Source organism: Streptomyces sp. Root1310, from assembly GCF_001426425.1.
Taxonomy (GTDB): domain Bacteria; phylum Actinomycetota; class Actinomycetes; order Streptomycetales; family Streptomycetaceae; genus Streptomyces.
Map to the genome: position 1 here is coordinate 23,837 of NZ_LMEQ01000033.1, position 12,427 is coordinate 36,263.

General features: G+C 72.0%; 11 protein-coding genes and 2 pseudogenes. 8 read left to right on the forward strand and 5 right to left on the reverse strand.

Going from position 1 to position 12,427, the window contains the following annotated elements; genetic code table 11:
- Positions 1 to 205: 205 nt before the first annotated feature.
- On the reverse strand, positions 206 to 862 hold the full coding sequence (locus tag ASD48_RS36275; RefSeq protein ID WP_057606149.1) for a response regulator transcription factor: 657 nt from the start codon (positions 860 to 862) through the stop codon (positions 206 to 208).
- 447 nt (positions 863 to 1,309) lie between these two features.
- Here ASD48_RS36275 and ASD48_RS36280 point away from each other — a divergent pair, with 447 nt between their 5' ends.
- Entirely contained in the window at positions 1,310 to 1,630 is a 321-nt protein-coding gene (locus tag ASD48_RS36280) for a hypothetical protein (protein ID WP_157880766.1), read from the forward strand.
- Between the two features lie 34 nt (positions 1,631 to 1,664).
- Here the strand turns inward: ASD48_RS36280 and ASD48_RS36285 are convergent, their stop codons facing one another.
- Positions 1,665 to 2,522, reverse strand: coding sequence for a polysaccharide deacetylase family protein (locus ASD48_RS36285; RefSeq protein ID WP_057606482.1), 858 nt, complete (start codon positions 2,520 to 2,522; stop codon positions 1,665 to 1,667).
- 134 nt (positions 2,523 to 2,656) lie between these two features.
- Between ASD48_RS36285 and ASD48_RS36290 the strand changes: the two genes are divergently transcribed.
- From ASD48_RS36290 to ASD48_RS36305, 4 genes are all read left to right on the forward strand, one after another.
- Positions 2,657 to 3,124, forward strand: coding sequence for a DUF5990 family protein (locus ASD48_RS36290; RefSeq protein WP_242432839.1), 468 nt, complete (start codon positions 2,657 to 2,659; stop codon positions 3,122 to 3,124).
- Between the two features lie 73 nt (positions 3,125 to 3,197).
- Positions 3,198 to 4,313: a substrate-binding domain-containing protein gene (locus ASD48_RS36295; protein WP_057606152.1), complete on the forward strand. Its 1,116-nt coding sequence runs from the start codon at positions 3,198 to 3,200 to the stop codon at positions 4,311 to 4,313.
- A 33-nt stretch (positions 4,314 to 4,346) separates the two neighbouring features.
- Positions 4,347 to 5,126, forward strand: a complete 780-nt coding sequence (locus tag ASD48_RS36300) for an ATP-binding cassette domain-containing protein (protein ID WP_199876136.1) — start codon at positions 4,347 to 4,349, stop codon at positions 5,124 to 5,126.
- Positions 5,117 to 6,472, forward strand: coding sequence for an ABC transporter permease (locus ASD48_RS36305; RefSeq protein WP_079074202.1), 1,356 nt, complete (start codon positions 5,117 to 5,119; stop codon positions 6,470 to 6,472). The genes ASD48_RS36300 and ASD48_RS36305 overlap by 10 nt, the downstream gene beginning before the upstream one ends.
- Positions 6,473 to 6,515: 43 nt before the next feature.
- Here the strand turns inward: ASD48_RS36305 and ASD48_RS36310 are convergent, their stop codons facing one another.
- The 3 genes from ASD48_RS36310 to ASD48_RS36320 all read right to left on the reverse strand — a co-directional run bounded on the left by ASD48_RS36310 (position 6,516) and on the right by ASD48_RS36320 (position 9,632).
- The gene (locus tag ASD48_RS36310; protein WP_079074203.1) at positions 6,516 to 7,460 is read right to left on the reverse strand and encodes a CPBP family intramembrane glutamic endopeptidase; all 945 of its coding nucleotides are present in this window, start codon (positions 7,458 to 7,460) and stop codon (positions 6,516 to 6,518) included.
- Between the two features lie 133 nt (positions 7,461 to 7,593).
- A complete protein-coding gene (locus ASD48_RS36315; protein WP_057606153.1) occupies positions 7,594 to 8,325 on the reverse strand; it encodes a response regulator transcription factor in 732 nt (243 codons plus the stop codon).
- Positions 8,322 to 9,632, reverse strand: coding sequence for a histidine kinase (locus tag ASD48_RS36320; protein WP_242432840.1), 1,311 nt, complete (start codon positions 9,630 to 9,632; stop codon positions 8,322 to 8,324). The genes ASD48_RS36315 and ASD48_RS36320 overlap by 4 nt, the downstream gene beginning before the upstream one ends.
- A gap of 405 nt (positions 9,633 to 10,037) precedes the next feature.
- Between ASD48_RS36320 and ASD48_RS36325 the strand changes: the two are divergent.
- The 3 genes and pseudogenes from ASD48_RS36325 to ASD48_RS36335 all read left to right on the forward strand — a co-directional run bounded on the left by ASD48_RS36325 (position 10,038) and on the right by ASD48_RS36335 (position 12,407).
- A pseudogene (locus tag ASD48_RS36325) lies at positions 10,038 to 10,941 on the forward strand (glycoside hydrolase family 11 protein).
- Between the two features lie 37 nt (positions 10,942 to 10,978).
- Positions 10,979 to 11,883 (forward strand): annotated as a pseudogene (locus tag ASD48_RS36330) (polysaccharide deacetylase family protein).
- A gap of 320 nt (positions 11,884 to 12,203) precedes the next feature.
- A complete protein-coding gene (locus tag ASD48_RS36335; RefSeq protein WP_020133169.1) occupies positions 12,204 to 12,407 on the forward strand; it encodes a cold-shock protein in 204 nt (67 codons plus the stop codon).
- Positions 12,408 to 12,427 lie beyond the last annotated feature (20 nt).

Genomic DNA, 12,427 nt, shown 5'->3' on the forward strand with positions numbered 1-12,427 from the left:
ACGGAGCGTCACCCGAAAGTGAGTAACGGCCAACCGTCCGTTGTCACCCTCCCGTCACCGGGCGCCGTCGCTCGGTGAGCACGGAAGCCCTCGGCCGGCGCGGTGCGCAGTGCGCGGCGGGTGGGGATGTCGGTGGTGGGGAAGCCCGGGGCGGTGACCGTCCGGCGCCGGGTGCGGCCGTGTCGGCCCCGGTCGGCGGGGGAGGTCAGCCGGCCGTCGCCCCACGGGGGCGGATCAGCCCGCTCTCGTAGGCCAGGATGGTCGCCTGCACCCGGTCGCGGAGCCCCAGCTTGGTGAGCAGGGCGTTGACGTGGGTCTTGATCGTTCCGGTGGTGACGCCCAGGACGGCCGCGATCTCCGCGTTGGCCAGGCCCGAGGCGATGTGCAGCAGCACCTCCCGTTCGCGGGGGGTGAGCCCGCCCAGGGCGCCGGTGACGACGGGCGGCGGGGGTGCGCCCTGGGCGAAGGTGTCGATCAGGCGGCGGGTGACCGCCGGGGCGAGGATCCCGTCGCCGGACGCGACGACACGCAGAGCGGTCAGGAGTTCCTCGGGCCGGGCGTCCTTGAGCAGGAAGCCCGAGGCGCCGGCGCGCAGCGCCTCGTACACGTAGGCGTCGAGGTCGAAGGTGGTGAGCACCAGGACGCGGGGTCCGGTCTCCGGCGCGGTGATGAGCCGGGTGGCGGTCAGGCCGTCCATGCCGGGCATCCGGATGTCCATCAGGACCAGGTCGGGTGTCTCGCGCCGGGCGAGTTCCACGGCGCTCGCGCCGTCCCCGGCCTCGCCGACCACGGTCATGTCGGGTTCGGCGTCGACGATGGCGGCGAACCCGGCACGGACCACTGCCTGGTCGTCGACGACCATCACGCGTGTGGCGACGGGGCACCTCCTGGGCGCGGGCCGGACCCGGTCCGGTCGGCGACGGCAGCAACGCCCTCACCGTACCGGCCTGTTCGGCACCTCCCCCGGCGGCCGACCGGGCCCGCGGCACGCACGGCGGTGAGCGCCGCGCGGGCCTCGGCGGCCACCTCGTCCGGCCGCCCCGCCGCCGTGGGCGGGGGCGGGGGCGGGGGCGGCCGTCCGTCCGCCCGTCGGCCCCGACCCACCGCCGCACCAGCTGTCCGTCGGCGAGCGGTCCCGCGGAACGCCCGGTTCCGTGCCGCCGCCACGGCGGGCGCGCGCGTGGGTCCCGCGGCACGGTCGGAGCGCCGGGACGGCCAGGACCCCGGGACGGTCTCCACCCTGCGACAAAGGCTCTGTTCCTCCGTCGCGCCGACGATTCGGCGGCCGGCCGACGGGATGCCGAAGGCCATGGACATCACCCCGCTCGTCGTCGTGCCCAGCGTGGTCGTGATCGTCGCGGCCTCGGTCCTCACCGCCTCCAACGAACCCCCGCTGCGGGTCCACCCGCTGACCGGCACGGGCTCCCTGCCCTTGAGCCACGCCCTGCTCGCCTCGCACAGTCTCAGCTCCGCCGTCGGGGACAGCGGCGTCGCGCCGTGGGTCGTGCGGCTCGCCGTCATCGGCACCCTGACGGCCGCGTTGAGCTTCTTCGTCGGCGGGGACGGACGCGGGCGCGCCGAGGACGACCGCACCGCCGACGGCGCCCCGTCCTCCCGTGCGGCGGCCTGAACGCGATCGCGCGCCGTGGAAAGCCGGACCGACCCTAGAGGTAGTCCTCGAGGCGGGCGACCGTGAAGCCCTGCTCCTGGATGTGCCGCAGCAGGTTGGCGGTCATCTCGGTCATGGTCGTGCCCTTGAGCTCGGACGGCCCGCGGAAGTGGGCCAGCACGATGTCGCCCGGGTGGAGCTTCTTGTCGCCGCGCTGGTACTGCATGTTCTTGATCTGCATGGACTCGCGCCACAGGACGATCGCCTCGACACCGCAGGACGCGGCGGCGGCCCGGGTGTCCTCGTTCCAGTTGCCGTAGGGCGGCCGGAACAGCCTCGGCTGGGTGCCGTATCGATCCTTCAGCTTGGTCTGCTGGCCGCAGATCTCCTGCTTCTGTGCGGCCGCGCCCAGGGTGCGGAGGTTGGGGTGGTTCAGCGTGTGGTTCTGGACGCCGCCGCCGAGGGCCTGGAGCTTGCCGAAGTAGCCGTAGTCGGCGCGGATGGCGGAGTCCGTCAGGAACATCGTGAAGGGGATCTTCAGCTCCCGCATCATCGTCAGGAACTCGGGGTCCTTCTCCGCGCCGTCGTCGAAGGTGAGAAAGACGATCTTCTCCTGGGTGGGTATCTCGCTGATCACCGGCACCCGGCCGTCGGCGGCCGGCAGCCCGACCGGCTTGGCTTCCGGTGGGGCGGGCGGGGCGGCCGGCGGTTCGAGGCCCCACTTGGCGTAGGCGGCCTCGACGCCCGCCCGCGCGCCCGCCTCGCCGCGGGGCGACGGGGTGGACGGTGCGGAGCCGGACGGTGCCGCGGCGGGGCGGCGGGACTCCGCCGGGGTCTCGGCCCCGCAACCCGTCGCCACGCCTGTCGCGAGAAGGACGCAGGCCAGCGCCGCCCCTCTGATCCGCCTGTCCATCGTGTGCACCCCATGTCGTCCGTACGCCTCGCCCCGTCCACTGCTTGATGTCGAACGGACGTCCGAGGTTCCGCCGCGGGGCGGACCGGGTGCCGCGTCTCCCCGGTAAGGACGGGCGCGGGATGATGGCCGGCATGCGCATCCGCATCGACGCCGTCGACCTGCCCGGCCTCACCCGAGCGGCCTCCGCCGACGGCAGGGTCCCCGCGTACGGCAACCTGCACGTCGCCGTGCAGCGTCGCGACCGTCCGGCCGAACTGCTGGAGCCGCAGCCCGGCGACGCGCCGTCCGCGACCTGGACCCTGGAGTGCACCACCAGCACCTCGCCGACCGGCACCGAGGTCCGAGGGCCCTACGTGCAGGACCGTCTGGGCCGGCGGTTCGTCTACCTGTCCTGGGGCACGGTCGACGAGGCGGGCGTCTTCACGATGTTCCGCCGCGCCAAGCTCATGCTCGACGCCGTCCCCGCCGACGTGCTCGCCGCCGCCGCACGGGACGGGCTGCTGGTCGGGCGCCTCGGCCTGACCGACGCGCAGGGCGGCCCCCGCTGCGCACGCGTCGAGCCCCCGGACATCACCTGGACCGCCGAACGCGCCGAGTAGGGCGGCATGGCTACGCTTGGCGTTAAGCGCCTATTACGGGGCAATGGCGGACAAATGTCCTAAGGAACCGAAGATGGGTCTCGGTGCCGGCCTCCGGGCCGTGAAGCGCAGGTCCCTCACCCGCGCGTCCGTGGCGGTCGCGGTCGCCGCCGGCCTGACCCTGGTCGGGGCCTGCGGCGGAGGCGACGGAGACGACGAAGGCGACGGAGGGCTCGCCGTCGGGGTGCTGCTCCCGGGGGGCGGGGCCTCCCGCTTCGGACAGTTCGACAAGCCCCTGCTCGTGCAGCAGCTGAAGCGGCTCTGCCCGGACTGCCCGGCGCCGACCGTCGCCGCCACCTCCGACCCGGCCGTCCAGCGGCAGCAGATCGAGTCCATGATCACCCGACAGGTCGACGTCCTGATCCTCGCCGCCGTCGACCCCCAGCTGCTGCGCCCCTCGGTCGAGGCCGCGCACCGCGCCGACATCCCGGTCGTCGCCTACGACCGGCTCGCCCAGGGCCCGATCTCCGGTTACGTCACCTTCGACGGCGCGACGGTCGGCAGGCTCCAGGGCGAGGCGCTCCTGAAGGCCATGGCCGCCGAGGCGCGCGGCGAACGGATCGTCATGATGAACGGCGCCACGACCGACCCCAACGCCGGCTGGTTCAAGCGGGGCGCGCTCTCCGTCATCGAGGGCAAGGCCGAGATCGGCAAGTCGTACGACACCGTCGGCTGGCGCCCGGAGAACGCCTTCGTGAACATGACCAACGCGATCGCCGACCTGGGCGCGGGCGACATCGACGGGGTCCTGGCCGCCAACGACAGCCTCGCCGGCGCCGTGGTCGCCGCCCTCAACGCCGCCGAGGTCAGACCGCTGCCTCCGATCACCGGCCAGGACGCCGACCTGGCGGGCGTGCGGCGCATCGTCCGGGGCGACCAGTACATGACCGTCTACAAGCCGTTCGCGCCCGCGGCCGGCGCCGCCGCGAAGATGGCCGTCGCCCTGGGGCGCGGCGAGCCGGTGGACTCCCTCGCCTCGGGCACCGTCGACAACACCACCACCGAGGACATCCCGGCGGTCCTGCTCCCGTCGGTCCCGGTGACCGTCGGCACGATCAAGGACACTGTGGTCAAGGACGGTATGTACACCATCGAGCAGATCTGTACCCCCGAACTCAGGTCCGCCTGCGCCAAGGCCGGACTCACCTGACGCGTCGTCCCCGAAGCGGAAGGAGGTGACCCCGTGGCGGCTCAGCCCCTGCTGGCGTTGCGCGGTGTCTCCAAGCGGTTCGCCGCCGTCCAGGCACTGGAGGACGTGGAGCTGGAGATCAGGGCCGGGGAGGTGGTCGCCCTGATGGGCGACAACGCCGCCGGTAAATCCACCCTGGTCAAGGTGATCTCGGGAGTCGGCCCCGCGGACCGGGGCGTCATCGAGTGGCAGGGCGGCGCCGTCCAGATCAGGCGTCCCCAGGACGCCCAGGTGCTGGGGATCGCGACCGTCTACCAGGACCTCGCGATGTGCGGCAATCTCGATGTCGTCGCCAACCTCTTCCTCGGCCGGGAGATCCACCGGCTCGGCATCCTCGACGAGGTGGAGATGGAGCGCCGCACCCGTGAGCTGCTCAAGACCCTGTCCATCCGCATCCCCGACGTGCGCGTGCCGCTCGCCACGCTGTCCGGCGGCCAGCGGCAGGTCGTCGCGATCACCCGCTCGTTCCTCGGCGAGCCCCGGCTCCTGCTGCTCGACGAGCCCACCGCCTCCCTGGGCATCGAGCAGACCAGCCAGCTCCTCGACCTCATCGAGGAACTGCGCGACCAAGGCCTCGGGGTGCTCCTGATCAGCCACAACATGGGGGACATCAAGGCCGTCGCCGACCGGGTCGCCGTCCTGCGCCTCGGCCGCAACAACGGCTTCTTCGACGTGACCACCACCTCCCAGGAACAGATCATCTCCTCCATCACCGGCGCGTCGGACAACGCCGTGGCACACCGCACGACCCGCCCGGAGGAAGCATGGCCCTGAGGGGGAGGAGGAACCGGACCCGCGCCACCGATGCCGTGCCCGCCGCCGATCCCGTGCCCGCCGCCGACCGGGAGGACGACGGCCACCGGAGCCGCGCCGGACGCCTCGGGGTGTACGCCGGACGTCTCGGAACCTACGCCGGACGGCTCGGGGCTCCCGGCGGACCTCTCGGGGCCCCCGCCGAAGCGGTGCGCCGCAGGCTGCGGGAAGGCGGGACCGGCCCGGTGCCGGTCCTGCTCGCTCTCGCCGTGATCTGGCTCGTCTTCCAGTCCCTCGACGACAACTTCCTCTCGCCGCGCAACCTGTCCGTCCTCAGCGTGGACATCGTCGGGACCGGCATGGTCGCCGTCGGCATCGTCTTCGTCCTGCTCATCGGCGAGATCGACCTGGCGGTGGGCTCGCTCGCCGGCCTGGCGGGCGCCGTGTTCGCCTCGCTCAACGTGAACCTCGGGATGCCGGAGTGGCTCGCCGTGCTCATCGCGGTGCTGTGCGGCACGGCCGCCGGGGCCGTCCACGGGTTCTCCTTCGCCAGGATCGGCGTGCCCGCGTTCGTCGCGACCCTCGCCGGTCTGCTCGTCTGGAACGGCGTGATGCTCTACCTGCTGGGCCCCGACAGCTCCATCAACTTCAGCGAGGACGGGCTGGTCGCCACGCTGACCAGCCGCTACTTCGACTCCACCGTCGCCGTCTACGGGCTCGCGGCGCTCTGCACGGCCGCGTACCTCCTCGTCTCCCTCCACGACCGCGGGCGCCGGGCCGCCGCCGGGATGCCGTGCCGGCCGGTCGGCGAGATCTGGGCGCGCACGGCCCTGCTCGCGCTGGTCTCGTTCTCCGTCGTCTACGTGCTGGGCCGGTTCGAGGGGCTGCCGCTGGCGCTGCTGATCTTCCTGGCGGTGATCGTCGCCTCGGATCTGCTGGTGCGCCGCACGCCCTACGGCCGGCAGGTCCTCGCGCTGGGCGGCGGGGCCGAGGCGGCCCGGCGGTCCGGCGTCGACGTGGCGCGCGTGCGGATCTCGGTGTTCATGGTGTCGGGGACCCTGGCCGCGGTCGGCGGCCTGTTCATCGCGTCGCGGCTCACCTCGGCGAGCCAGATCTCCGGCTCCGGCGTGCTGCTGATCAACGCCATCGCCGCGGCCGTCATCGGCGGCACCAGCCTGTTCGGCGGACACGGCTCGACCTGGTCCGCGCTGCTGGGGGTGCTCATCATCCAATCGATCGGCTCGGGCATGGCGCTGCTGGGGGTCGAGCCCCCGGTCCAGTTCATGATCACGGGCGGGGTGCTGTTCACCGCGGTGGTCTTCGACTCGCTGACGCGGCGCTCCGCTCAGTCGCGCGGCCGGGTCTGAGCACCGTCCCGTCCAGGGCGGCGCCGGTGCGCGCGGCCGCCGCTCAGGAGGTCGCGGGCGGCGTGGCCGCCGGGGTGCGGCGGGGGCGGAGATGTCCCCGCCGGCCGGCCGCGCGCAGGAACACGACCGTGGGGACGGCGCAGACGAGGATGGCGGCGATGCCCGCCTCCGGACCGAAGCCGCCCCCGGTGAGCGCGTCGGGACCCGACAGCACGCCGTGCACCAGACCCGCCGGGGCGTCGTCGTTGCCGGAGACCGTGGTGCCGAAGAGGCCGCTCTCGGCGAAGTTCCAGCCGAAGTGCACACCGATCGGGAGCCAGAGGCTGCGGGTGGCGACATAGGCGGCGCCGGTCAGCAGGCCGCCCTCGACGGCGATGGCCAGGGCACCCCACACGGTGGCGCCGGTGTTGAGGAGGTGCAGGCCGCCGAACAGCAGTGCCGAGATGGCCAACGCGCCCCGGGTGCCTGTGAGTTCCTCCAGCAGCCGGAAGACGATGCCGCGGAAGAGAAGCTCCTCGGTGACGGCGACGCCCGCCATCATCCCGAGGTAGGTCACCGCTCCGCCCGCGGACACCCCGCCCTCCGTGCCGTAACCGCCGAACAGGGCGATCACCGCGATCGTCGCGACGAAGAGGCCGAGGCCGACGAGCGTGCCGGTGCGCAGCCCGGAGGCCGCCGTCGTCGGGTCAAGTTCGGACACCGGGCGTTGTTCCAGGGCCCGTACGACCGCCGCGTAGGCCGGCAGCGCGACGACCACGACGACCGCGCCGAACAGCAGGGACAGCAACGGGCTGTCCCCCGCCACGGCCCGCGCCCCGGCCGCGAACGCCGTCACCACCAGGAACAGCACCACCATGGCGACCAGCCGCACCCCCGCCGGACGCACCCGCCGCGCGACGGCGAACGGCTCCTGCGCGAACAGGTCCTTCGAGCCGTTCGGCAAGTACTCCAGCGTGCTCTTCAGCGGACCCGCGCCCTTGAGCGGCATGACGTTCCTCCCCTGCCGGACGGCGGTCCGGTCGCCGCCGCGTCGCCGGGAACGCTATGGGCGAGGGGCACCCGTGGTCGTCGCCCCGTGGTGGACAGTCGCCTGTAGCTCTCCCGGGGGACAACGGCCCGTCTCAGTCGCGGACGGTGACCAGTCCCGTCCGGTGGGCGAGCACCACCGCCTGAACGCGGTCGCGCAGGTCGAGCTTGGTGAGGATGCGGGACACGTACGTCTTGACCGTCTCGCGGCTGAGGACCAGCCGGTCGGCGATCTCGGCGTTCGACAACCCCTCCGCGATGAGTTTCAGCACCTCGGTCTCCCGGGGCGCCAGGACCGACAGCGCCTGCGGGACGGCGGCCCCGCGGGCGTTCGGACGGATCCGGTCGGCGAACCGGCCGACGAGTCGCCGGGTGACGGCGGGCGCCAGCAGGGACTCGCCCGCGGCGATCGTCCGGATCCCCTGCACCAGGTCGCGGGGCGGCGCGTCCTTGAGCAGGAATCCGCTCGCGCCGGCCCGCAGCGCCTCGTACACGTACTCGTCGAGGTTGAAGGTGGTGACCACCAGGATCCTGACCGGATCGGCGACGCCGGGTCCGGCCAGCAGCCGGGTCGCCTCGATCCCGTCCAGGAGGGGCATCCGGATGTCCATCACCACGACGTCCGGGCGCAGCCGTCTCGCGGCCTCCACCGCCGCGCGGCCGTCGGCGGCCTCTCCCACGACCTCGAGGTCGGGCTGCGCGGTGAAGATGGTGACGTAGCCGGTGCGCACGAGTTCCTGGTCCTCGCAGACCAGGACGCGGACCGGCGTTCCGGCCGTGGTGCCTGTTCCGGTGCCGATGGCGTTGCCGATACCGCCGCCGGTCATGCGTGCCTCCCGGTGTGCGCGGTGGTGGGCGCCGTGGCGGGGGCGGGGATGCGGGCGCGGACGCCGAAGCCGCCGTCCGGCAGGGCACCCGCGTGCAGTTCGCCGCCGAGGACGCTCACCCGCTCGCGCAGTCCGTCCAGTCCGTGGCCGCCGCCACCGCCGAGCGGCCGGGGCGCGGGACGGGCCGGCCCCGCGGGCCCCGAGGGCCCTACGGGCCTCGCGGGCGCTCCTTCGGTGGTCACGTCGACCTCGATCACCTCACGACCGTGGTGGACCAGGACGAACGTCCCGTGGCCCGGCGCGTGCCGGAGCGCGTTGGTGAGCGCCTCCTGCACCACGCGGTACACGGCCAGTTCCAGGGCCGAGGGCCAGGTCCTCCGCTCTCCGCGCTCCGTCAGCTCCACCGGCTGGCCCGCCGCCCGGACCTGCTCGACCAGCTCGCTCAGGCCGCCCGGCCCCGGCCCCCGGTCCGCCTCGTGCGACGCCTCGTACGACGCCTCGCCGGGCGCCGGGCCGCCGGGTACCGGGCCGCCGGGCCTGTCGCCGGAGGCCTTCAGCACGCCCAGCAGATGCTGGAGGTCGGTCAGGGCGTGCCGGCCGGAGTCGCTGATCGCACCGAGTCCGACGGCCACGCGGTCCGGCGCGTCGGCGAGCAGGAACCGCGCCGCGTCCGCCTGGACCACCATCGCGGTGACGTGGTGGGTCACCACATCGTGCAACTCCCTTGCGATACGGGCCCGTTCACGAGCCGTCGCCATCTCGACACCGACGCGCCGCCGTTCTTGCTCCGCGGCCCGCCGGGACCGTACCGAGCGGCCCACGGCCCAGCACGCCACGAGCACGAGGTGGATGAGGACGAAGTCGGACACCCGCTGCGGTGAGCCCCTGCCGTGCAGTCCGATCGCGAACAGCGCGAACAGCCCGGTCGCGACGGCCACCGGTACGGCGAGGCGCACGCCTCCCGCGCGGTCCGCGTGCGCGCCCGCGCTGTACAGGGCGACATACAGGCCCACACTCGCGAACGTCTGTGGATAGCCCGCCAGTTCATGGATCGCGGATGCTCCCGCCACCAGCGCGAGGCACACCCCGGGCCACCGCCGACGCAGCACCAACGGCAGCCACAGGGCCGCCGTCACCAGAACACCCGGGACGTCGTACGGACGCTGCGCCAGATCGCCGAACTCCGCGCCGACGGGGGCGGTCACCGGCGCGAACACGACCGGCGCGAGGGCGACGGTGAGAACCCCGTCCCGCAGCACGACGCCCCGCGCGCTCCACCGCGTCACGACGGCTCGCGCACCGTCCACCAGTGATGACAGTGATGACGTCGTCGCCTCGAACACAGGGGCGAGCCTAGCCGCCACCCGGCCTCCGGCCGCTCCGCTTCCGGGCGCCGGAAGAGCCCGGAAAACTCGGCGAATTTACGAAACATTCGAAGACGCGACGAGAGGTCATTTGATCTTGCCTTGACCGATCTTGCTCCAGTGAATTGATGCATGTGAGTCAATACAGCAACTGAGCAGCCAAGATAGCCATGCATACACCGCTGGAACGCTTCGAATGTTTCGAAGTGAAAACCGAAAGTATTGACAGTTGTCGTGCCCAGGCCAACACTGGCGCCGTCATCGGCCGTATGAGGACGAGGAGGAAGCACGCACATGAAAACCGCACCCGCACAGCGACTCAGGCTGCTCATCAGCGGTGTCTGCACCATGCTGCTGGTCGCCGTGGCCGCGCTCACCCTGCCCGGCACCGCGCACGCCGACACGGTCGTCACCACGAACCAGACCGGCACCAACAACGGCTACTACTACTCGTTCTGGACCGACTCGCAGGGCACGGTCTCCATGAACCTGGGCTCCGGCGGCAACTACAGCACCTCCTGGAGCAACACCGGGAACTTCGTCGCCGGCAAGGGCTGGAGCAACGGGGGACGCAGGAGCGTCACCTACTCGGGCACCTTCAACCCGTCCGGCAACGCCTACCTGGCCCTCTACGGGTGGACGTCCAACCCGCTCGTGGAGTACTACATCGTCGACAACTGGGGCACCTACCGGCCCACGGGCACGTACATGGGCACCGTCACCAGCGACGGCGGCACCTACGACATCTACAAGACGACGCGGTACAACGCCCCGTCCGTCGAGGGCACCAAGACCTTCGACCAGTACTGGAGCGTCCGGCAGTCGAAGCGGACGGGCGGCACCATCACCACCGGCAACCACTTCGACGCATGGGCCCGCGCCGGAATGACCCTGGGCAGCTTCAACTACTACATGATCCTCGCCACCGAGGGTTACCAGAGCAGCGGCAACTCCAACATCACGGTGGGCGGCACCGGTTCGGGCGGCGGCACCGGCGGCGGCGGGAGCAGCGGCTGCACCGCGACCCTGTCCGCGGGCCAGCAGTGGAGCGACCGGTACAACCTGAACGTCGCGGTCACCGGCTCGGGCAACTGGACCGTCACGATGCCTCTCCACCTGGAACACCAGCGCCAGTTACCCCAGCGCCCAGGTGCTGACCGCCAAACCCAACGGCAGCGGCAACAACTTCGGCGTCACCGTCCAGCCCAACGGCAACTGGACCTGGCCCACGGTCTCCTGCACCGCGAGCTGACCCCCACACCCCGCACCAGGCTGGAGGACCACTCCGTATGAGCACCAGACCACGTCTGTCCTTACGCGCCCTGGTCACGAGGCTGGTCGTCGTCGCGACGGCCGCCGCGTGCACCCTCACCGTCCAGGGCGCCGCCGCCCCGGCACAGGCCGCCACCTGCAACGGGTACGTCGGGCTCACCTTCGACGACGGCCCGGGCGGCACCACGACGGCCCTGCTCAACGCCCTCACCCAGAACGGGCTGCGGGCCACGATGTTCAACCAGGGGCAGTACGCCGCCGCCAACCCGTCCCTGGTCCGGGCCCAGGTGAACGCCGGCATGTGGGTCGGCAACCACAGCTACACCCACCCGCATCTGACCCAGCTCGGCCAGGCGCAGATCGACTCGGAGATCTCCCGGACCCAGACGGCGGTCGCGGGAGCGGGCGGCGGCACCCCGGTGCTGTTCCGCCCGCCGTACGGCGAGACCAACGCGACGGTGAAGGCGGTCGAGGCCAAGTACGGACTGACCGAGATCATCTGGGACGTCGACTCGCAGGACTGGAACAACGCGAGCACCGACGCGATCGTGCAGGCCGCCGGCCGGCTCACCAACGGCCAGGTCATCCTCATGCACGACTGGCCCGCCAACACCCTCGCCGCGATCCCGCGCATCGCGCAGGGTCTGGCCGCGCGCGGCCTGTGCGCCGGCAGGATCTCCCCGCAGACCGGGCGGGCCGTGGCCCCCGACGGCAGCGGCGGCGGTGGCGGCGGCACCGGCGGCTGCACCGCGACCCTGTCCGCGGGCCAGCAGTGGAGCGACCGGTACAACCTGAACGTCGCGGTCACCGGCTCGGGCAACTGGACCGTCACGATGCCAACGGCAGTGGCAACAACTGGGGGGTCACCATCCAGGCCAACGGCTCCTGGACCTGGCCGACGGTCACCTGCACCGCGACCTGAGCGCGGCCGCCGTCCCGTGACGGCGCACCACCGCACCCGTGGCGCGGCGACCCCGGCCGCCGCGCCACAGCAGGGCCCGGCGACGCCGGTGGGGCATTATCTGTTGTCGCAAAGTGAGAAATGGACGGGACACGCGATGAGTATTTCTCGGCCGACAGACAGAGCGTAATTATCGGTCACGCAACGTCGATCGCGGCATGCTACTGTCTTTATCAGTTGCAGTTGTGGTCTCCAGAAGGTTTGTTCCGACGGGGTGATCATCACGGCGACCGGGATCCGCACAGGGTGGATTCCGACACCGTTCCCGAAGGAGATTCAAAATGGCTGCTGGCACCGTGAAGTGGTTCAACGCTGAAAAGGGCTTCGGCTTCATCGAGCAGGACGGCGGCGGTCCCGACGTCTTCGCCCACTACTCGAACATTGCCGCCCAGGGCTTCCGCGAGCTCCAGGAGGGCCAGAAGGTGACGTTCGACATCGCCCAGGGCCAGAAGGGCCCGACGGCCGAGAACATCGTCCCCGCCTGACCCACGCTGACGCGGACACA